This window comes from Kribbella sp. CA-293567 (genome assembly GCF_027627575.1).
Classification (GTDB): domain Bacteria; phylum Actinomycetota; class Actinomycetes; order Propionibacteriales; family Kribbellaceae; genus Kribbella.
On the sequence record NZ_CP114065.1, the window covers coordinates 5,242,457 to 5,264,067 of the forward strand.

A 21,611-nucleotide genomic window follows, 5' to 3' on the forward strand; every position below is an offset into this window, starting at 1 on the left:
TAGCCATTCCGACCGCCCGGAGAGGAACCATCGATGCCCGACGACGTTCACACCACTGCGGGTGTGACCGAGTTCGAGGCGGAGTCCTGGCCGCTGGAGGCAGCGGCCGAAGGCCTGCACCAAGTGATCGACGGCTTCCAGAACGGTGACACCCGGCCCCTGGTGATCGGTGACGGCGACCAGCCGGTACTGGTCGTGCTGTCGATCGCCGATCTGGCCGACTTCCGCGCCCGGATCGCCGAACTGCTGGGCAATCCCGTCGACGCCGGCTGGTTGCGCTACTACCTGCGCTCCACCTTCGACATGAGCTCCGAGACCCTGGTCGAGCAGCTCGGGGTGGACACCGACCACGGCCTGTCCTCGCTGGCCAGCCAGGTGAACGTCGAGCAGGCCGCGGTGCTGCTGCCCGACCACCTGCGCCGGACCGAGGCCGGCGGTAATCCGCTGATGCTGATCGGCGACGGGATGCTGGCGACGGCGGCGCTGATCGCGTTCCCGGCGTTCTCGGTGCTGCTGGCGATGGAGAACGACGGCAAGACCGACGACGACTCCTGCGCGCACGACGAGGAAGAAGAGAAGCCGACCACGCCGCTGGAGGTGCTGGCCGAGCGGCTCGGGCCGATCTCCACCCAGCTGGTCGCGCGGATCAACGCCGGCCGCCGGCCCGGGCTGCCGAAGTACGACCTGCACTTCGAGGACGACCTGATCGAGCATCTGCGGGACCTGGAACGGCGCGCGCAAGCGGCTCCCGGCGGCGGTGCCTTCGACGAACTGAACGACCTGCTGCACTCGTTCGACCAGATGCGCAGCGGTGAGCTCGCCGACGAGGAGGACGAGGAAGAGGAGGCCGCGGAGGCGCCGTACATCGAGGTGACCGATCTGCCGGCGGCCTTTCCCGAGGTCCGCGACGCCTTCCGTTCCGGCGCCGACGACCCGTACCTGGTCGGGATCGACGGCAGCCCGCTGGCCGGGCTGATCTCCTACGACCTGTACGAGATGCTGCAGAAGGTCTCGGTCGAGATGGACGGCACCGAGGAGGCGCCGGTCCTGCCGCTGCCCGCGCCGCTGTGGGAGAACGGGCCGGAGGTGCTGCCGTTCGACGCCGCGGTGGAGGTCTGCCCGGCCGTGATCGAGGATATCTCCAACGGCGAGGCGTCGATGCTGTTCGTCGCCGACGACGAGACGGGCGAGCCGGAGATGGTGCTCGCGCCGCTCGTCTGGCTGTGGGCCTACGTCGACTTCCTCGAGCTGGAACCGACGGTCTGACCCGTACGACGGGTCCGCCGGCTCACGCCCGTACCACGGACCGCCGGCTCAGGCCGACGGGAACAGCTTCAGCCACTCCTGCAGCGTGACGATCTCGTAGACGTCGGCCGCGGTGTACGGGTCGTCGGCGAGAATCTCGCGCAGTTCCGCCTCGTCGGCGACGTCGTAGATCAGCAGGGCACCGCTCTGGTCGCCGAACGGTCCGGCGGCGTGAAGCTTGCCGGCGTCGTAGAGCTCGGCGAGGTAGTCGCGGTGCGCCGGGCGAACCTCCATCCGGCGGTCCTGGTCGGTGAACTTGAGCTGAAGCGCGAAAAGGGCCATGGCCTCAACCCTACTCAGGGAGGCCATGGCCCGGTCGCTGCTGCCACGTTGGTGCGGGAAGGGAGTCACGAGCCGCCACAGCGGCTGGTTCAGGTCGGACCCTAAAGTCGACGGTGATCGCCCTTCCCGCTCGGTTAGTTTGACCACCGGATCAGCTGGATGCAAGAGGTTGGTTAAGCCGATTTGCGACCAGCAGCTGGGTCAGGTGACGCTTCGTGACCGACCCGCCCGCCGCGTTGATGAGAGCGCTCACACACTCGTACAGTCCGTCACGCCTGGCCGAAGTCAAGGCCCGGTGTCCCGAGTAGGAACTGAGCAGATCGAGGTACTCGGCGGTCGAATAGGTCCGTTCCCACTCGTACCGGTGGAAGACAGCGGGCCCGAACCGGCCACTGGCGTCCAGCTCACCCGAGTCCTTCGGCACCGTGTCGGCCGGTTGCGGACCGTCTTCGTCGGCGTCGTCGGTGAAGCGCCGGTAGCACTCCTGGAGATCGATCCAGAGCTGCTCGCTGCCACCGGCGACGTGGTGGGTGGAGATGATCGCGAGCACTCCACCCGGGCGGAGCGCATCTGCCGCCTTCGGCACGCGGACGGCCGGATCGATCCAGTGGAACGCGGTCGCGGACAACACCAGGTCGAACTTCTCGGCCGGCAGCGGCCAGCTCTCGAACGGCGCCGTGATCACTTCCAGCTCGGGCAGGTTGCCGCGCGCCACCCGGCTCAGCTCCGGACTGAGTTCGACCGCCTTGACCGACCAGCCGCGCTTCAGCATCGGCTTGGTCGCCTGGCCCGTTCCGCAGCCGATCTCCAGGACCCGGGGGCGCCGCGGATTGCCGAGGAGCGCCGCCAGGTCGTCGTACAGGCGGGGCGGGTAGGTCGGCCGGACCCGGTCGTAGAGCTCCGCGTCCTCTCCGAACGTCTGGCGCAACGTCTCGCGGCTCATGGCTGAAGGCTAGCGCTCCGCCTGATCCGCCGTCCCGATCGCCAGAGCGCCGGAAGCAGCAACGGGAGGAAGGCGGTCGCGAGGCCGACGTACAGTCCGGCCAGGAAGAGCGTGCGCTGCTCGTCGTCCTCGGTGATCGAGTCGACCAGCGAACCTCTTCCCTTGATCGCGGAGACGTCTTCCTCGTACCAGAACAGCGTGCCCGCTACGAGCGGTTCCGGGCTGACGTTCTCGGCGCGATTCGTCACCGGCAGCTCGCCGTAGTCGATGCTGAGCGTGAGCCGCTCCGGTACGGCGACCTTCGCCCCGGCGAGCGGAAAGGTCACCCCGGCCCGCTCCCCCGCCGGCAGGTAGCTGGTACCGATCGCAGGCAGGCCGAAGTAGACGCGCTTCCCGTCGGCGTTGGAGAAGCCCCGACCGGTGTCGACGCCGATCGAGGCCCGCAGTCCGTCGTCGCCGCGAACGATTCGGCCGCTCACCACACTCGCCTCTGTCGGCAGTTCGGGTGCCGCGTTCGTCATCGCCGGGTCGAGTTTCCCGACCTGGCACCGCATCTCCCCCGTACTGCGGACCGCATCGCCCGGGCAGCCGTCCACGACCTCGCCACCTGACGCATAGACGGCGTTGCCGGTGAGCACCAGGAAATAGCCGACCTCTGCACCGGCGTACGCCCTGTCCACCTGTACGTCGAAGTCCAGCGTCGCGTCCCGGACCGTTACCTCCAGCGAAGCCGTCACGCCGGGCCGGTCGAAGTACAGGTAGGCGCTGCCTCGGTCATCGAGCGGCGCACCCGAAGCGGACAACGCCGCGTAGTCGCGATAGAACCGCACACCGCCGGCCACCAGCAACACCAGGACGGCAACCAGGAGCAGGAACCAGCCTGCTTCCTTGCCGCCGCCGACCCGCGTCAGGACACGTTTCCACCGCACCACGATCGCCCCGTTCGAAGATGACTACTGCCTGCAGTCATCTTCGGGCAGATCGTGGCGCGGTGGACGCAGGTCAGGCCAGCGCGGCGCGGCCTGCTTCCAGTCGTGCGACCGGGATGCGGTACGGCGAGCAGGAGACGTAGTCCAGCCCGACCTCGTGGAAGAAGTGGATGCTGTCCGGGTCACCGCCGTGTTCGCCGCAGACACCGAGCTTGAGGTCGGGCTTGGCGGCGCGGCCCTTCTCGGCGCCGGTCCGGACCAGCGAGCCGACGCCGTCGCGGTCGATCGACTCGAACGGCGAGACCGCGAAGATGCCCTTCTCCAGGTAGCGGGTGAAGAACGAGCTCTCGACGTCGTCGCGGCTGAAGCCCCAGGTCGTCTGGGTCAGGTCGTTGGTGCCGAAGGAGAAGAAGTCGGCCGCCTCGGCGATCTGGTCCGCGATCACGGCGGCCCGCGGCAGCTCGATCATGGTGCCGATCGGCGTCTTCCACTCCACCCCGTCGACCCCGTCGGCGGCGGCCCGGTCGACCTCGGCCAGTACGGCGTCCACCTCGTCGCGGGCCAGCTGCAGCTCCTGCACGGCGCCGACCAGCGGGATCATGATCTCCGGGCGGGGATCCTTGCCCTGGGCCCGTAGTTCGGCCGCGGCCGAGGCGATCGCCCGCACCTGCATGGCGAACAGGCCCGGAACGACCAGGCCGAGCCGCACTCCCCGCAGGCCGAGCATCGGGTTCTGCTCGTGCAGGCGCTGAACCGCGGCGAGCAGCTTCGTGTCCCGTCCCGGGTCCTCACCGCGCTCCTCGGCGATGGCCACCTTGACCGCCAGATCCTCCATCGACGGCAAGAACTCGTGCAGCGGCGGGTCGATCAGGCGGATCGTCACCGGCAGCCCGTCCATCGCCGTCAGCAGCTCGAGGAAGTCGCCGCGTTGCAGCGGCTCCAGCTCGGTCAGCGCCGCCTCACGCTCGGCGTCGTCGTCGGCCAGGATCAGCCGCTCGACGGACTCGCGGCGCTCACCCAGGAACATGTGCTCGGTCCGGCACAGGCCGATCCCCTCGGCGCCGAACCGGCGGGCCCGCTCGGCGTCCTCCGCGGTGTCGGCGTTCGTCCGTACGCCGAGTCGCCGGATCTCATCGGCGTGCGTCATCAACCGGTGCACCGAGGCGACCAGCTCGTCGCCGTCTTCGGCGGCCAGCGACCCTTCGAAGTACTGGACCACCGGCGACGGCACGACCGGAACCTCACCGAGGAAGACCTCACCGGTGGTGCCGTCGATCGAGATCACGTCCCCCTCGCCGATGGTCGTCCCGCCGGCCACCTTGATCCTGCGGCCGGCCACGTCGACCTCGAGGTCCTCGGCGCCACACACGCAGGTCTTTCCCATCCCCCGGGCAACCACCGCGGCGTGCGAAGTCTTGCCACCGCGACTGGTCAGCACGCCTTGGGCCGCGATCATCCCGTGCAGGTCGTCCGGGTTCGTCTCGCGGCGGACCAGGATCACCTTCTCGCCGGCGTCGGCGGCCTCGACGGCGGCGGCCGAGGTGAAGACGACCTTCCCCGAGGCAGCGCCCGGCGAGGCTCCGATCGCCTTGCTGACCAGCTCTTTCGCCGCGTCGCTGTCGAAGCGCGGGAACATCAGCTGAGCCAGCTGGGCGCCCTTGACCCGGCGCAGCGCCTCGTCGGTGTCGATCACGCCCTCGTCGACCAGGCTGGTCGCGATCCGGAACGCCGCTCCCGCGGTCCGCTTGCCGACACGGGTCTGCAGCATCCACAGCTTGCCGCGCTCGACGGTGAACTCGATATCGCACAGGTCGCGGTAGTGGCCTTCCAGCGTGGCCATGATCGCCATCAGTTCGTCGTACGACTTCTTGTCGAGCTGCTCGAGGTCGGCCAGCGGCACCGTGTTGCGGATCCCCGCGACGACGTCCTCGCCCTGCGCGTTCTGCAGGTAGTCGCCGTAGACACCGGACTGACCGCTGGACGGGTCGCGGGTGAAGGCGACGCCGGTACCGGAGTCCATCCCGAGGTTGCCGAAGACCATCGAGCAGATGTTCACCGCCGTCCCGAGGTCCTTGGCGATCCGCTCCTGCCGGCGGTAGAGAATGGCGCGCTCGGAGTTCCAGGAGCCGAAGACGGCCTCGGTCGCCAGATCCATCTGCTCGCGCGGGTCCTGCGGGAACTCCCGGCCGGTGTGCTGCTGGACGGCCGCCTTGAAGGTGCCGACCAGCGCCTTCAGGTCGTCGGCGTCCAGGTCGAGGTCGTTCTTGCTGCCCTTGGCCTGTTTGGCGGCCTCGATCGCGTCCTCGAAGACGTCGCCTTCCATCCCCAGCACGGTCTTGCCGAACATCTGGATCAGCCGCCGGTAGGCGTCCCAGGCGAACCGCGGGTTGCCGGAGTGGTGCGCCAGACCGTTCACCGAGTCGTCGTTGAGGCCGACATTGAGGACGGTCTCCATCATGCCCGGCATCGACACCGCGGCCCCGGAGCGGACCGAGACCAGCAGCGGGTCGTCGGCCTGGCCGAGCTTCTTGCCCATCTTCTGCTCCAGCGCGGCGACGTGGTGGTCGATCTCGTCGGCGAGCTCCGGCGGCACCGAACCCGTGGCCAGGAACACCTTGCAGGCGTCGGCGGAGATGGTGAACCCGGGCGGCACCGGCAGTCCGAGGTTCGTCATCTCGGCGAGGTTGGCTCCCTTGCCACCGAGCAGTTCCTTCATGGACTTGTTGCCTTCGGCGAAGTCGTAGACGAGTTTCGGCACGGTGACTCCCTGAGGTGTGGGCGGCGCGACTGGCGCGGCATGGTGGCCGCTGGCCCGACGACTCCGGTGGCGAGGGCGTCTTGTCAGAGTAAGCGCAAAAACCATGCCAGTTGAACACTGGTCTCACGATGAGAGGGGTGATGCTGCCCACATACGATGGCCGGAAACCCCTTACCACGTTGACAACGCAGGACAAACGCGGGTTTTCCCGTGGAAACACAAAAGCAGGCGCATACCCACCTTCGACCTGGGCACCGCCTGCTTTCGGGTCGGCTCAGAGCCGGCGTCGGGTCCTCAGGTAGTCGCCGACGACTGCCGCGCCGAGGCCGTCCGCGTCAGGGGCCAGCACCCGCCCGCCGCTGCGGCGGGCCAGCAGGTCGACGAACGAGTTCAGTCGCGGGTCGTCGCCGAGCCGGAAGATCGACAGGGTCGCGCCGAGCTTGGCCAAGCGGTCGACCTCGAAGATCGTCTTGCGCAGGGTGGCCGGCCGCGGCGGGTAGTCGAACTCCGCCGTACCGTCCGGCTCCAGGTGTGCTGTCGGCTCTCCGTCGGTGACCATCAGCACCACCGGCTGGGCGTCGGGGTGACGCCGAAGGTGCCGCCCGGCGAGCAGCAGCGCGTGGTGCGCGTTGGTGCCCTGTTCCCAGGTGCCCTCCATGCCGATGAGCTGCGGCAGCTCCACCACACCGGCGTACCGGCCGAAGGTGATCAGCTGGAGCGCGTCGTTGCGGTACCGCGTCGAGATCAGCTGGTGCAGCGCGAGCGCCGTCCGCTTCATCGGCAGCCAGCGGCCCTCCTGCACCATCGACCACGAGGTGTCGACCAGCAACGCGACGGCCGCCCGGGCTCGATGCTCGGTCTCGGCGATCTCGACATCGGTCACGTCCAGCCGCACCGAACCGGAACGCCCGGCACCAGCAGTCCGCAGTACGGCGTTGCGCACCGTCCGCGGCACGTCCCAGGACTGGGTGTCGCCGAACTGCCACTGGCGCGTCGAGCCGCTCAGCTCGCCCGCGGCTCCCGCGGAGGCGGCATCACGTTCGCCGGACTGACCACGGGCAGTTCGCAGTACGTCGGACAGCGCGGTCTGGCCGAGTTGCCGCAATGCCTTCGGGGAGAGCTGCAGCGTCCCGTCCGGCGCCCGCTCCAGCAGGCCCTGGTTGCGCAGCTCCCGCTCGAGCTCCGACAGCCGGCGAGCGTCGACGGTCGCCTCGTCCCCGAGCTGCCGGGTCAACGCGTCGAGATCGATGTCCTCCAACCGTGCCCCGGGATACGACTGCGCCAACTGCTCGGCCAGCGCGTCCAGCTCGGCCAGATCGGACATCGCCCGAGCGCCTTCGGCCAGCCCGAGCGGGTCGTCTCCGCTCATCCGCTCGGATCCCGACCAGTCCTCGCCGGGACGGAGTGCCTGCAACTGCGCATCGAGATTCGTCAGCTGCTGCGACAGTTGCGGGTTCCCGAACGCCTGCTGCGAGAGCTGGGCCAGCTCCGCCCGCTGCTCCGGCGTCATCGAGTTAAGCATCCGCTGTGCCGCCGCCGCGCGAGCCGCCAGTACGTCGATCAGCTCGTCGACCGTTCGCGGGTTCTCCGGGAAGAACTCGCCGTGCTTGGCCATGAACTCGCCGAAGAGCTCGTCGATCCGCGGCTGTCCCTGCGCGTGCGCGGCGAGCAGCGCGTTGAGGTCGGACAGCATCTCGTTGATCCGCTCGACGTCCTCCGGCGTCGTGTTCTCCAGGGCCTCCTTCATGCCCTCGAACCGCGATCCCAGCAGCTCCCGGCCGAGCAGTTCGCGAATCTCCTGGTACTTCTGCCGAGCCTCGCCCGACTGCCAGTCGTAGTCGGCCAGCTCGCGCACCGCGGCCGCCGTACCGGACGGGAGTGCGTCGAGTTGCAGTTCGCGGAAGCGAGCCTCGTCGGACGGGTTCGGGAACAGATCGCGCCGCTCGGCCTCCAGCGCTTCGTCCAGCAGCCGCTGCACGTCACGCAAGGTGCCGTCGAGGTTGTGGCGGCGCTCGATCTCGCGCCGCCGCTCCCACAGTCTGCGGGTGAGGTCGTCGAGGCCCTGAGTGTTGCGGGTTCCGCGCCGGAGCAGCTCCTCCAGCGCGGAGCGCGGTGACGAACCGCCCATCACGTCCCGGCCCAGCTCGTCCAGGGCGTCCCGCAGATCCACCGGCGGCGCGAGCGGATCAGGACCCTCGTGCCATGGCCCGTACGACCAGCCTTCGGGTAGCTGGGACATGTCAGCCGCCGTAGACGGTCGTGTCGTCGTCCGCGTCCTTGGCCAGCCGCTTGGACAGGTAGAGGGCTTCCAGGGCGAGCTCCACCGCAGCCGCGATCCGGCCGGGTGAGTCGCCCGGGCCGGCGCCCGCCCGGGCCGCCACATCGTGCAGCACGGGCAACTCGGGCAGCGCCGACAGTACGTCGCGACCGGGGATCCGCTCGCCCGTGGTCACCAAGTGGCCTTGGGCAACGGCATCCACGAGCGGGGTGAGGTCGAGACCGGCGAAACGTTCGCGGGCGGTGTCGGCCACCGAGCGGCGCAGGAGGTACTCGAGCAGCTCGGTCTCGCGGCCCTCTTCACCTGGCTCGAACTCCAGCTTGCCCCGCAGTACGGCGGGCACAGCTTCGAGGTCGACCGGCCTGGCGACGGCCGGCTCCTCACCGGTGATGGCCGAGCGGCGCAGCGCTGCCGCCGCCACTGTTTCGGCGGCAGCGATCGCGAAGCGCGCGGAGACACCCGAGCGCTGGTCGATCGCGGTCGACTCCCGCAGGTGCCGGACGAACCGCGCGAGCACCTCCAGCAGCGGCTCGCCCACCTCTGCGACGAGCTCGCTCTCCTGCTGGACGACGTCCACCTCGGCGTCGATGTCCAGCGGGTAGTGGGTCCGGACCTCGGCGCCGAAGCGGTCCTTCAGCGGGGTGATGATCCGGCCCCGGTTGGTGTAGTCCTCGGGGTTCGCCGTGGCCACCAGCAGCACGTCCAGCGGCAGCCGCAGGGTGTAGCCGCGGACCTGGATGTCGCGCTCCTCCATCACGTTCAGCAGCGCGACCTGGATCCGCTCGGCCAGGTCGGGCAGCTCGTTGATCGCGACGATGCCGCGATGCGCGCGCGGGACCAGCCCGAAGTGGATCGTCTCGGGATCACCGAGACTGCGGCCCTCGGCCACCTTGACCGGGTCGACGTCACCGATCAGGTCACCCACCGAGGTGTCGGGGGTGGCCAGCTTCTCGGCGTACCGGAGATCGCGGTGCAGCCAGGCGACCGGCAGGTCGTCGCCGAGCTCGGCCGCGCGGCGTTGTGAGGCCGGCGTGATCGGGTCGAGCGGGTGCTCGGGCAGTTCGGCGCCCTCGATCACCGGGGTCCACTCGTCGAGCAGCTCCCGCAGGGAACGCAGCAGCCGGGTCTTGCCTTGTCCTCGCTCACCGAGGAGTACTACGTCGTGCCCCGCGAGCAGGGCGCGTTCGAGCTGGGGGATCACGGTCCGGGAGAAGCCGACGATCCCGGGCCAGGGGTCACGGCCGGCGCGCAGTCGTTCGAGCAGGTTCTCGCGGATCTCGGCCTTGATCGTGCGGGGGACGTAGCCGGCGGCGCGCAGCTCGCCGGCCTTCCGGGGAAGCTCAACAGGTGCACTGGTCACGTCACGACGTTAGCTCGCCCACACCAACCCGGGGAGTCATCCGTCCGGACATGAACAGTCCGGTGCCGAAGAAGGTCACCGGCACCCACGGTTGTCCAGGATCGCTGCGCGCGACGAACTGGTTGCCGTCACCGGGCGCGGCCGGGCGCAGGTCGTACTCCACGACCGGCTGCTCCGCGAAGGCCAGTCGGTCACCGGTCGCCCGGTGAGTCATCAGCAGGCGGTCGCCCCGCTCCTCGACCTCGATCCGGATACTTGCCCGCTCATACCTTCCGAGGTGCTCGCGACCTGCGAAGACGTCGTCGAGAGGCTCCGGTGGAGGCGGCACCGCGACGCCGACGTGGTGGGTGAAGACCTCGGAGACGAGCTGGTCGAAGAGCGCCGGCGCGTTGACCGAGTTGGTCAGCAGGCAGACGGCCAGCCGGGCCTCCGGGTCGATCCGGAGAAACGCCAGCTGAGCGATCGTCTGGCCGTCGTGGCCGAAGAGTTCGCGCCCCGACCAGTTGTAGAGCCGCCACGCCTGGCCGATCGCCTCCATCCCACCGACGCCTGCGGGGAAGGCGACCTGCGGCGCGCGCATCTCGGCGTACCGGTCGAGGTGCAGCCGGGCGAAGCGCAGCAGATCGCCCGCGCTCTGGGTGATCAGGCCGGCCGGGCCGATGCTGCGGGGCAGGTTCCAAGTCTTCACCGGTACGCCGTACCGAGCTCGAACAGTTGGTCCACGCCGTCCAGCAGAGCGACGTACCGCTCCACGCAGTCGTCACCGCGACCCGTGTCGGTGAACAGATCGCCGTCGATGCCGCTCTGGTGCGTGAGCAGGTGCCGAACCGTGATCCGCGGATCGATCGGCGCCTCGGGCAACAACTCGACGACCGGGCCGTCCAGCCGGCACTTGCCTTCAGCAACGAGTTGCGCGATCAGCGTCGCGGTCCAGGTCTTGGTGATCGAGCCGATCTGGAAGACCGAGTCGGCCGTCACCTCGGCGCCCGTCGCGCGATTCAGTACGCCGTACGGCGCGATCGTCTGCCGGCCGTCGGCCCAGATGCCGAGCACAGCGCCAGGCACCTCGGTGGCGGTCGCCAGCGCTTCCAGGCGGGCGGTCCAGTCGGGCATGCGGTCGACCTACTTCGCTTGGGTCAACTCGTCGAGCGCCGCCCGGATCGCCGCAGCGGCAGCCGGTTCGTCGAGGCCGAGACCCGTCAGGACCTCGGTCGCGACACTGCCCGAGTCGCGGTAGAAGGCGAGCAGCAGGTGCTCGGTGCCGACGTAGTTGTGACCGAGCACCAGCGCTTCGGCGACCGCGCCCTGCAGGACGTGCGCCGCCTTGCGGGTGTACGGCGGATTCCCGGCCGACAGCGCAGCCTCGACATCTTTGGAAGGACCCTTGGCAGGACTCAGCGGAGCGACGGCCGCGGCGACCGCCTCTTCGGTGATGCCGTGAGCCACGAGAACGCGCGTGGCGATCGACTCGGGTTGACTGAAGAGACCGAGCAGCAGGTGCTCGGTGCCGAGGAACGGGTGGTTCAGGCCGCGAGCGACCTCCTTCGCGGCGCCCAGCACGGCTTTGGTGCGCGGGGTGTACCGATCGAGCACGGCGGTGGCCGTCCAGGAGTCGGCGAAACGCTTGTGCGCGGCTTGTTTGCTCACGCCGAGCACGGCGCTGATCTCCACCCAGGACTTGCCGGCGCCGCGAGCGCGGTCGACGAAGTACCCGAGGGCAGCATCGCTGGTGCTGGTCAGTTCGTTGATGGTGGTCGCGGCCGCGCCGAGCTGGGTCAGGACGTCGTCGGAGGCGGCGTCATCGCGGATCGTGTCGATGAGTTGCTGCAGATCGGGACCGGGAGTCATATCGTCAACGCTAGGTTGACGAAGACGTTAAGTCAACCTTGGGTTGACGATCAGCACTGATGCCGGACGAAGTCGGTGAGCGCCCAACCGGTCCGGCCGGTTCCGGATGCACCAGTTCGACCGCGACGCACTTCGGGCACCGAGCGGACGCCGTACGGCGTGCGGCGTGCCGCGGAGTGCTCGAAGTCGGCGACGGTGGGAGAGGCTCGCGCGAGCTAGGGTTCTGGAGTGCAAGGGATCGCGGATGTCATCGGGCCCGGCCTGCGGGTGCTGTTCTGTGGGATCAACCCGGGACTCGTCTCGGCGGCGACCGGGCATCACTTCGCCCGGCCCGGGAACAGGTTCTGGCCGGCGCTGCACCTGGCGGGATTCACGCCTCGGCAATTCCGGCCGGATGAGCAAGAGAAGCTGCTCGGGCTCGGGCTGGGCATCACCAACATGGCGGCTCGGCCTTCGGCGAAGGCCGGTGAGCTGACCAGAGCCGAGTTGGTGGCCGGCGGGGAGACGCTGGTCGAGAAGGTACTCGAGTACCAGCCGCAGTGGCTCGCGGTGGTGGGCGTTACGGCGTACCGGGATGCGTTCGGCGAACGCAAGGCCGCGATGGGCGAACAGACCAGACTGATCGGCGAAACGCGCGTCTGGATCCTGCCCAACCCGAGCGGCCTCAACGCGCACTACACGCTGCCGACGCTCGCCGCCGCCTACGCCGAGCTGCAGAAGGTCAGCTCGGGCGCCGGCGGCTAGCAGGCTCGTTCAGGCGAGGGCCTTGCGGAGGGTGGTGACCGCGAGGTTGATGGCAGCCTCGGCGGCGTTGGTGGTGCGGAGCGCGTCGACCATCACGAAGTCGTGGATGACGCCACCGAACCTGACCGCCGTGACATCCACGCCGGCCTCCCGCAGCTTGGCCGCGTAGGCCTCGCCCTCGTCGCGCAGTACGTCGGCCTCACCGTTGATCACCAGCGCGGTCGGCAGGCCGCGCAACTGCTCGATACTCGCCCGCAGCGGCGACGCGGTGATCTCGTTACGCTGCGCCTCGTCGGTCGTGTACTGGTCCCAGAACCACTGCATTCCTTCCCGGGCGAGGAAGTAGCCGGTGGCGTACTCGTGGTACGACGCCGTGTCGAACGACGCGTCGGTGACCGGGTAGAACAGCACCTGCTGGTTGAAGGTGACGTCGCCCCGCTCCTTGGCCAGCAGCGTCACCGCGGCCGCCATGTTGCCACCGACGGAGTCGCCCACGACCGCCAGCCGGCTCGCGTCCAGGTCGTGGTCCTTGCCGGAAGCAACGATCCAGCGCGCGGCGGCGTAGTTCTGCTCCAGAGCGATCGGGTACCGCGCCTCCGGCGACAGGTCGTACTCCGGGAAGACCAGCGCCGCTCCGGCGCCGACCGCCAGCTCACGTGCCAGCCGGTCATGGGTGTGCGCGTTGCCGAAGACCCAGCCCGCGCCGTGGATGTAGAGGATGACCGGCAGCGGCCCGGTGACGCCGGCCGGGCGGATCACCCGGACCTTGACGGAGCCCTCACCGTTCGGGACGGTCAGCCACTCCTCGTCGACCGCGAGCTTCGGGTAGTCGGTGGTCTGTACCTCGTCGACCGCCTTGCGACCCTCGGCCGGGGGCAGCTGGAACAGGAACGGCGGCTGGCTGGTGGCGTCGGCGAAAGCTTGGGCGGCGGGCTCCAGAACGGTCATCGAAGTTCTCCTCTACTGAGTTCCACTGGCTGAGAACGAGCGTTCTCTGCCGATGTCCAGTACTGTAGGAGAACGTTGGTTCTCAGCGCAAGCCCGGACTGTCAGAAAGGCGATATGACCATCGACACAGCGACCGCGCAGCAGCAGGTGCTGGACGCGGCGGACGCCCTCTTCTACGAGCGCGGCGTGCAGGCCGTCGGGATGGACGCGATCCGGACGGCGTCCGGCGTCTCGCTGAAACGGCTCTATCAGCTGTTCCCGTCCAAGGACCATTTGATCGAGGCCTACCTCGACAAGCGGGACCGGCTCTGGAAGGAGATGCTCGCCGACCACGTCGAGGCGGCGACCGAGCCGCGCGAGCGCATCCTGGCCGTCTTCGACTTCCTGGACACCTGGTTCCAGGAGAAGAGCTTCCGCGGTTGCGCCTTCATCAACTCCTTCGGCGAGCTGGGCACCGTCTCACCGCAGGTCGCCGAGCTGGCGCGCAAACACAAGGCCGGCTTCCGCGTCGCCCTGCGGGACCTGTCGGCCGCGGCCGGCGCACCGGATCCCCAGCGGCTCGCCGACTACCTGATCCTGCTCAGCGAAGGCGCCATCACCACCTCGGTGTTCTCGGAGTCGGCCGCTCCGGCGACCCGGGCCCGCGAGGCGGCGCAGCTCCTGATGGACGCGACGTTGCCACCGGCGTGATTCCGTCGGCCGCGCTGCCGCCCGCCTGACTCTCCGGTTGGGCAGGATGGGCGGATGCGAGCGTCCAAGTTGCTGAGCGCCCTCGATGACCTCCCGTACGGCGAACGCGTCCGGCTGATCGCCGATCACGCGCTTCGGCTGCGCGGTACGACCGAGCTGACCGCGTTGATCGCCGAGCTGGACCAGGGCGCGACGTACGAGCGCACCGTCGGCCTTCAACTCGCCCAGATCGGCGGCGAGGCCGGGCACGTCACGAAACTCCTCGCGGACGGCGACCCAGCGCTGCAACTGCGGGCGCTGGCCGCCGCGGGGCGCGGCGTACCGGTTCCTGATGAGGCACTCGAAGCCCTGTACGCCGATGCGCCGGCCGCTCTGCGCACCCGCCTGCTGAGCGTCATCCGCCGCACTCGCCGGCGGGCGCTGGCCGCCCGGTTGATCGACGACCAGCGACAGCTCTGGGGCGATCGCGCCGCCGCGGGCCTACTGAGCAGCGCGGATCAAGCCACGGTCGAGAGGTTGCTACCGAAGCTCGCTCATGCGTTGTCTCACGGCGATTGGGGCCGTCTGGCCGCCCGTCACCCGGAGCCTGTACTCGGCTATGCCTCGCGGACGCTGCCCGACGAGGCCGAGCAAAAGCAGTGGTGGAACAGCGTCGGCTACGGCGCGATGGATCTGATCGACACCTACCCCGAACGCGTCCTGGAGTTGTTCCGTGCCGCTCTCCCCCAGCACGAGTTGCCCTGGGCAGCAATCAAGGTGCTCGGCCAGGTCGCCGACCGGGATCCGGCCGGCCTGCTCGCGATTCTGCTGGCGCCCGACCGAGCGGCGACGATCCGTCAGGCGCTCACTCCCGCGGTCAAGCGGCGGCTCTACCCCTTCGCCGACGAGGACCTGATCGCGCTCGGACGCACCCTCTGGCCGCACGTCGAAGGCGTGCTTGACGAGCTTCCGCCGTCGCGGCGCTCCGCGATCTTCGCGGCGATCACGTCGACGGTGGAACTCGGCCAGACGATCCTGTCCGACGAGCTGCTCGCGGCCCTTCCCCGCACCGACCGTCACGAGCAGGCCCGGCGGATGCTGGCGCTCCCGAAGGTCAGCGAAGATGCTCACACCCGTTGGCGAATCACCGCCCACCTCCCGTACGCCGAAGCCTTCGCACTACTCGAACCAGAGATCGGCCGAGCCGAAGCGGACGACCCCGCCGCCGTGTACCGCGCGGTCATCGCAAGCGCCGGCTACTCGCGTCAGCCGGCTTCGATCGGGCAGGCGCTGACCTGGGCGACCAGGGTCCGCAACGACCAGGATCCCGTGCGGCAAGCGGTGTTGAGCACGACCGCCTACCTGCCGCCGTCACTCCTGACCGACGACCACGTCGTACCGCTGCAGACTCTGCTGACGGATGCGCTCGAGGCCCGCGACGCTTCCTGGGGTTCTCGGTCCGCCCTCAACCAGCTGGCCGAGACCGCCGTCCGGCAAGGGGCTCTTGGCAACCAGATCGCGCTGCTCGACTGGGGGCTTCAGGCCCATGCCAGACTCACCGAGAACACCGGCGCCGTCCGCCTCTACGGGCTGATCGACGGACTGCCGCGGGGCCGCGAGACGGCGGTGTACGAAGCACTGCACCCGTACGTCGAGGCTGCGGCCAAGCGCCGGGAGTTCGGCCTTGCCCTCGCGATCGCTCAGGCGTTCGGCCGGCGTGGCTGGACCAACGTGTTGCTACACGGCGTGCTCGAGCAGGCCGTGTGGTCGAACCAGGAGTACACGGTCGACCGGGCGGCGCGACTCTGGCTCGAACCACCGGCAACGCGCGCGGAGCGGACCGGCCTGATCATCAAGCGCGAGGTCGGCATGGCGCGCTGGGACTCCATCTGGCAAGCCGTCACCGAGGTACGCACCGACTTGCTGGACCGCGTTCTCGCCAAGCCCGACCGGATACGCCGGTTCAACCGCAATCACCCTGCCTGGCAGGTGTCCAGCACAGCACTCCACCGTTGGCTCCCCCGCCAGCACAGCCGGTACGCCGTACTGGTGGCTGGTGTGGCCAACGACAGCCGAATGCCTGAGTGGGCTCGCTCCAAGGCCGTCTCGACGCTCGGCCGGATCCCGGGTGTGGGGCGAGCTGCGGTCGAGCCCTTCCTCAGCAGCGACCTGGTTGTCTTGCAGGAGGCCGCCCTGGCGTCGCTGGCCTGGACCGACCAGCCGGAGCTTGCCTTGCCGGTGTTGCTGAGCCATGCGGGCGATGACCGAGCCCGGGTCGCCATGTATGCGGCCAGCCGGGCGGCACGGTTCGTCAGGCCGAGTCTGTTGGCCGACACGTTCCGGCCTGTCTTGGTAGGCGAACGGATGAAGGTGACCTCGCGCAAGGAGGCCGCGCGACTCCTCGGCGTACTGCATGCTCCGGGGGCTGGCGACGTACTGGGTGAGGCTTGGGCCTCGGCGCACCGGGATGTGCGAGCAGCAATCGCCAGTGCCGCCTCACAGCACCTCCTGCACGAGCCTGCCAGTTGGGCGTTGCTGCAAGAGGCTGTGCACGATTCGCCTGCTACTGCGACGGTTCTGGTGCAGCGGTCGCCTGCGACGATGGCAGCGCAGTACAGGTCCAGGTACGCCGACCTGCTGATAGCGGTGACCAACAGGCCAGAGCCGGAGGTCGTGCGGCTTGCTCTGGTGTCGCTGTCTGGCTGGGCTCGCTACAACTCGGCGGTCGCGCCGGTCTGCGCGGGCTTCGTCACTGACCTCTCGATCCGAAACCAGACCTGGAGCGACGCAACAACGGCCCTGGTAGCGATCGCGGCCGGCGGTCGGGCGCAGGACGAGCTGGTCTCCGTCGTGCGGCTGCTCGTCAGGCTGGAGAGCGACCCGAACACCCCCAACGCGGAACCCGATCGCGACCACCCGGCTCGTCAGCGGCTGACCACGGTGGTCAACCGCCTGACAGCTGCCCTCAGCGCCCGCAGCTTCGAAACCCGACGATCGCTGTCCTTGATAGCCGACGAACTGACCGCACCGGAGTACTTGCCGCTCCGCGTCGGCCTGCTGATCTACGCCTTCCAGTGGAAGACACCTCTTGCCGAACTGACCGCAGTAGCCGACCTGCTCGCCGACCGCCCGCTGGCGATCGCGTCCGCAGTCACCCAACTCAGCACGCGACTGACCAACGCCCAAGCCCAGTGGACCGACACGGACCTCCTGTCCTCCGCGACCCACCTGACCACCACCGGCCGTCCTGTAGACGCTCTGCTCGCCCTCACGCTGACAGCAGCCGCTACCGGTCGCACCGGGTGGTCACCTACCTGGCGCGCTCTGCTGGTAGCCCTGCGCAACCACCCGTCGGCCGACGTACGGCACGCGGCTTTGGATCTGGTGACGGCCGTGGAGGGTCAGTGATGTCAGAAGCTGCAACGCCGGTGCGCGCTGGCCGCTGATCTGTCATCCTTCGGCATGCGCATCCACCCGCTCCATGCGTCGCCCTGGATTCCGGCCGTCATCGCCGGGGCCGGCTTCGAGGTGATGTTCGGGATTCTCACGGTCATCTCGGGTCTGGAGCTCTGGGCTGGGGCGGTGATCCTCGCGCTGGCGGGAGGGGTACTGCTCTCGACCGCTGTCGGGCTCGCGGTCTGGCGCGCTCAGCGGCGGTTCGCGCCTGACATCGCCGGCATGTCGCGGGAGTCTGCCACGCTCGCGTACCGGGTCGCCCAGCGCGGCCAGGCGCCGGCCGACCCTGAGGTCCGGGCAGCGGCGTTGCGGATCGCGGAGCGGAACCTCGCCTCGGCCGGTCAGACCCGTCTCGGGCTCACGATCGCCTTGGCCTGCACGCTGCCTGGCGTCGTCCTCGTGGTGCTCAAGGGCGAGTCGGGGCTGGGCGCAGTAGCGGCTGTCGCTGTTGTGGTGGGCATCGGTTTCGCCGTCGCCATCCCCCGTCAGTTGCGACGCCGCGTCGAGGCACTCCGCGCTGCCGATTAGCTCTCTTCCTCGGCCGCCTTCCGAGCTGCGGCCTTGCGGCGCTTACCTTCATGCATTGCCACCACCCGCGCGATCGGGATCTCATGCCCTTCCGCGATCAGGTCGGCCGGCAACGTCTGCGGCGCGGGAAGTTGCTCAGCCCAAGGCGTCGCCAGCAGCCCGGGCGCAGTACGGATCGTGAAGTCCCGCGGCGCGATCTGCTCGATGTCGTCCCAGCCGACCGGGAAGGACACCGTGGCGCCCGGCCGAATCCGCGGACTGTACGCCGCGACCACGGTCGCGCCGCCCGCCCGGGTGGAGTCGACGAAGACCTTGCCGTGCCGCTCCTCCTTGATGTACGCCGTGGTCGCCAGCACCGGATCGATCCGCGCAGACCGCGCCGCGATGGCCCGAGTCGCCGCGGCAGCGTCATCGATCGAAGCGCTGTCGTCGATCGGCACGTAGACGTGCACACCCTTGGCGCCGCTCGTCTTCACCGCGCCATCCAGTCCGAGCTCAACCAACGCCTGCCGGACCAGCAACGCCGCCTGCACCGCCAGTGAAAACGTGTTGTCGCCCTCGGGCGGATCCAGATCCAGCACCAGGTGAGTCACCCGATCCGGCCGGTCGAGCCTCGTCAACGTCGGGTGGTACTCGACCGCCCGCTGGTTCGCGAACCACAGCAGCGTCCGCCGGTCGTCGCAGACGGCGTACGAGATCTCGCGCTTGGACGCCTCCGCCCACACCGGCGCGGTCCGCACCCACTCCGGCGTGTACTTCGGCACGTTCTTCTGCATGAACGACGGCTGCCCCGGCCGGATCCGCACCACCGACAACGGCCGCTCGGCCAACCCCGGCAGCAGCACCTCACGCACCGCGTCCAGATAGTCGACCAGCTCGCGCTTGGTCGCCTCGGCACCGTCGAACAACGGCTGATCGAGATTGGTCAGCGGTACTCCGTCACGCACCTCGTCCGGCTTGCTCGCCATACCAGGAGCCTAAGCGCTGACGGAGGCAACCGCCTGCCGACGGACGTCGTTCGACGCTGAGAACCATCGACCTCGATCCAACGGTCACCCCGCGGACCGCCGACCCGGTCACCGACCGCCGTCTTGGTGCTTTCGGCAACGATGCCGTTCCGGCCTGCAGGAGTGTCCTAAATCGGCGGTGCCGATCTCCGCCAGCCAGAACGCCTTCCGCTGGTAGGTGGGTTTGATCAAACTCGGACCACCCAAACGCCAACGCGCCGATACCTCCGGACGCGGCCGGCGCACCCCAGGTCGGCCGATCGTCGACCCGCCCCCAAGGAGCAGTTGTGAATCGAACCAAAACCAGGGTGACCGCCATCGGCGGTCTCCTCGCCGCCGGGCTGGTGATGACGCCTTTCTTCGCCGCCAACGCGGACCAGACACCTCCTGGCGCCGTCGCCCATGAGTCGAGCTCCTTGGCTGCCGACGAGCAGACGCAGGCCCCGGCAAGCGCCTCCGCGCTGGGGCTGGCATCGGGCGAGAAGCTGACCGTCAAGGCGGTCATCGAGGACGAGGACGGCGGCACGCACGTGCGCTACCACCGCACGCTCGACGGGCTGCGGGTGATCGGTGGAGACCTGGTCGCCCACAAGGACGCGAAGGGCGCGGTCGAGCAGGTCACCTACAACCGCGGCTACAAGAACATCACCCCCGCGTCGCGGACCGCGAAGGTCTCCAAGGCGGCAGCACAGGCCAAGGGTCTGGCCACGGCACAGGCGACCAAGGGCGAGACGTCGGCCGGGAGCGAGCTGGTCGTCCTCGTCACCGACCAGGGTCCCAAGCTGGCGTACGACGTACTGACGACCGGTGTTCGCGCCAACCAGGTTCCGACCCGGCTGCACACGTACGTCGACGCCGGCACGGGCGCCGTGCTCCTGACCGACGACGAGATCAAGACCGGGACCGGCGACGGCATCTTCGTCGGCAACGTCACGATCAACACCACCCCCAAGTCGGGCGGCGGCTTCGAGATGAGGGACGCGGTGGGCCATACCGCCACCGACGTCCACAACCAGGGCAACCCCAACACGGGTGAAGGCCCGGTCGGTGACATCTTCACCGACGCCGACGACAAGTGGGGCACCGGAGCGCAGTCCGACCGCGCCTCGGCCGCCGTCGATGCGCTCTACGGCGCGCAGAAGACGTTCGACTACTACAAGACCCAGCTCGGCCGCAACGGCATCTGGAACGACGGACGCGGCGCCCGCTCGCGGGTTCACTTCGCCAACGCGATGGTCAACGCGTTCTGGGACGGCACGCAGATGTCGTACGGCGACGGCGCGAACAACGCTGCCCCGCTCACCGAACTGGACGTCGCCGCACACGAGATGAGCCACGGCGTCACCGAGAACACCGCGGGACTCGTGTACAGCGGTGAAGCCGGCGGCCTCAACGAGGCGACCTCCGACATCTTCGGTGCCGCGGTCGAGTTCTACGTGAACAATCCCAACGACGTACCGGACTACTTCATCGGCGAAGAGATCAACATCCACGGCAACGGCACGCCGCTGCGCTACATGGACAAGCCGAGCAAGGACGGAGTGTCGAAGGACTGCTGGTCCTCGACGCTCGGCTCCCTCGACCCGCACTACTCCTCGGGTCCGCTGAACCACTGGTACTTCATGCTCTCCGAGGGCTCGGGCGCCAAGACGATCAACGGGATCAGCTACAACTCCCCCACCTGTTCCGGCGCGGCGGCCGTGACCGGCATCGGCCGCGCGAAGGCCGAGAAGATCTGGTACCGCACGCTGGCGACGTACCTCACCTCGTCGAGCAAGTACTCCAACGCCCGGACCGGCGCGATCAAGTCCGCCAAGGACCTGTACGGCCAGGGCTCGGCAGAGTGCCTCGCGGTCGAGAAGGCGTTCACGGCCATCGCCGTCGCGGCGACGACCGAGACGTGTGGCACGGGCAACCCGAACCCCAGCTCACCGACCGTCACCAACCCCGGCGCCCAGACGAGCACGGCAGGGACCGCTGACACGCTGCAGCTCGCAGCAGCCGGCGGCACCACGCCGTACTCGTGGTCGGCAACGGGTCTCCCCGCGGGCCTCACGGTCAACGCCTCGACGGGTCTGATCTCCGGTACCCCGACCGCCGCGGCCACCTCCACCGTGACGGCGACGGTCACTGACGCCGCGGGCAAGACGGCCGGCGTGTCGTTCTCGTGGGTCGTGTCCGGCGCCAGTGGCACGACCTGCACCGGCGCGCTGACCTACAACGGCAGCCTCATCGCAGGCACCAGCAAGACGTTCCCCGCCTTCAGCGACAGCGACGCGGGCCGGCTCAAGGTCTGCCTCGACGGGCCGACCGGCAGCGACTTCGACGTCTACCTGCAGAAGCGGTCCGGACTGTCCTGGGTGACGGTTGCCCAAGGCACCAGCCCGAACCCGGACGAGTCGTTCAGCTACACCAACACGGCGGGCACCTACCGCCTGCTGGTGAAGGCCGACTCCGGATCGGGCGCGTTCAAGGCTTCCGTTTCGGAGTGATCGCACGAGTTCGGGCGCGGCGCGCCTGAGCAGTGGCACCTCCTCGAGCGCTTCGGGCTCGAGG

General features: G+C 69.1%; 17 protein-coding genes. 6 read left to right on the forward strand and 11 right to left on the reverse strand.

Annotated features, from left to right (window positions below; genetic code table 11):
- Window positions 1–33 precede the first annotated feature (33 nt).
- Window positions 34–1,266, forward strand: a complete 1,233-nt coding sequence (locus OX958_RS24065) for a hypothetical protein (protein ID WP_270131584.1) — start codon at window positions 34–36, stop codon at window positions 1,264–1,266.
- 48 nt (window positions 1,267–1,314) lie between these two features.
- Here the strand turns inward: OX958_RS24065 and OX958_RS24070 are convergent, their stop codons facing one another.
- From OX958_RS24070 to OX958_RS24110, 9 genes are all read right to left on the reverse strand, one after another.
- Window positions 1,315–1,587 carry a YciI family protein gene (locus OX958_RS24070; protein ID WP_270131585.1) on the reverse strand — a complete coding sequence of 91 codons (273 nt, stop codon included), beginning with the start codon at window positions 1,585–1,587 and terminating at the stop codon, window positions 1,315–1,317.
- Between the two features lie 151 nt (window positions 1,588–1,738).
- Entirely contained in the window at window positions 1,739–2,530 is a 792-nt protein-coding gene (locus OX958_RS24075) for a class I SAM-dependent methyltransferase (RefSeq protein ID WP_270131587.1), read from the reverse strand.
- Complete coding sequence (locus OX958_RS24080; RefSeq protein WP_270131589.1) at window positions 2,527–3,459, reverse strand: hypothetical protein; 933 nt, start codon at window positions 3,457–3,459, stop codon at window positions 2,527–2,529. Before OX958_RS24080 ends, OX958_RS24075 begins: the two co-directional genes overlap by 4 nt.
- A gap of 73 nt (window positions 3,460–3,532) precedes the next feature.
- On the reverse strand, window positions 3,533–6,175 hold the full coding sequence (ppdK, locus tag OX958_RS24085; protein ID WP_270139136.1) for a pyruvate, phosphate dikinase: 2,643 nt from the start codon (window positions 6,173–6,175) through the stop codon (window positions 3,533–3,535).
- A 316-nt stretch (window positions 6,176–6,491) separates the two neighbouring features.
- Entirely contained in the window at window positions 6,492–8,456 is a 1,965-nt protein-coding gene (locus OX958_RS24090; RefSeq protein ID WP_270131590.1) for a vWA domain-containing protein, read from the reverse strand.
- 1 nt (window position 8,457) lies between these two features.
- Entirely contained in the window at window positions 8,458–9,855 is a 1,398-nt protein-coding gene (locus OX958_RS24095) for an ATP-binding protein (RefSeq protein ID WP_270131592.1), read from the reverse strand.
- 1 nt (window position 9,856) lies between these two features.
- Window positions 9,857–10,543, reverse strand: a complete 687-nt coding sequence (locus tag OX958_RS24100; protein ID WP_270131593.1) for a serine hydrolase — start codon at window positions 10,541–10,543, stop codon at window positions 9,857–9,859.
- Window positions 10,540–10,968, reverse strand: coding sequence for a serine hydrolase domain-containing protein (locus tag OX958_RS24105; RefSeq protein ID WP_270131595.1), 429 nt, complete (start codon window positions 10,966–10,968; stop codon window positions 10,540–10,542). Before OX958_RS24105 ends, OX958_RS24100 begins: the two co-directional genes overlap by 4 nt.
- 9 nt (window positions 10,969–10,977) lie before the next feature.
- A complete protein-coding gene (locus tag OX958_RS24110) occupies window positions 10,978–11,703 on the reverse strand; it encodes a Clp protease N-terminal domain-containing protein (RefSeq protein WP_270131597.1) in 726 nt (241 codons plus the stop codon).
- 228 nt (window positions 11,704–11,931) lie between these two features.
- Here OX958_RS24110 and mug point away from each other — a divergent pair, with 228 nt between their 5' ends.
- Window positions 11,932–12,447 (forward strand): G/U mismatch-specific DNA glycosylase, encoded by a 516-nt coding sequence (gene mug / locus OX958_RS24115; protein ID WP_270131599.1) that lies wholly within the window; start codon window positions 11,932–11,934, stop codon window positions 12,445–12,447.
- A 9-nt stretch (window positions 12,448–12,456) separates the two neighbouring features.
- Here mug and OX958_RS24120 read toward each other — a convergent pair whose 3' ends face one another.
- Window positions 12,457–13,395: an alpha/beta hydrolase gene (locus OX958_RS24120; RefSeq protein ID WP_270131600.1), complete on the reverse strand. Its 939-nt coding sequence runs from the start codon at window positions 13,393–13,395 to the stop codon at window positions 12,457–12,459.
- 114 nt (window positions 13,396–13,509) lie between these two features.
- Here OX958_RS24120 and OX958_RS24125 point away from each other — a divergent pair, with 114 nt between their 5' ends.
- From OX958_RS24125 to OX958_RS24135, 3 genes are read left to right on the forward strand one after another with little or no spacing between them, the layout of a single operon-like run.
- The gene (locus OX958_RS24125) at window positions 13,510–14,085 is read left to right on the forward strand and encodes a TetR/AcrR family transcriptional regulator (protein WP_270131601.1); all 576 of its coding nucleotides are present in this window, start codon (window positions 13,510–13,512) and stop codon (window positions 14,083–14,085) included.
- Window positions 14,086–14,139: 54 nt separating this feature from the next.
- Window positions 14,140–17,472 carry a hypothetical protein gene (locus tag OX958_RS24130; RefSeq protein WP_270131602.1) on the forward strand — a complete coding sequence of 1,111 codons (3,333 nt, stop codon included), beginning with the start codon at window positions 14,140–14,142 and terminating at the stop codon, window positions 17,470–17,472.
- Between the two features lie 54 nt (window positions 17,473–17,526).
- A complete protein-coding gene (locus OX958_RS24135; RefSeq protein ID WP_270131603.1) occupies window positions 17,527–18,048 on the forward strand; it encodes a hypothetical protein in 522 nt (173 codons plus the stop codon).
- Here the strand turns inward: OX958_RS24135 and ligD are convergent.
- Window positions 18,045–19,016, reverse strand: coding sequence for a non-homologous end-joining DNA ligase (ligD, locus tag OX958_RS24140; RefSeq protein ID WP_270131604.1), 972 nt, complete (start codon window positions 19,014–19,016; stop codon window positions 18,045–18,047). The two genes, OX958_RS24135 and ligD, sit on opposite strands and share 4 nt — an antisense overlap.
- 326 nt (window positions 19,017–19,342) lie before the next feature.
- Here ligD and OX958_RS24145 point away from each other — a divergent pair, with 326 nt between their 5' ends.
- Window positions 19,343–21,547 carry a M4 family metallopeptidase gene (locus OX958_RS24145; protein WP_270131605.1) on the forward strand — a complete coding sequence of 735 codons (2,205 nt, stop codon included), beginning with the start codon at window positions 19,343–19,345 and terminating at the stop codon, window positions 21,545–21,547.
- Window positions 21,548–21,611 lie beyond the last annotated feature (64 nt).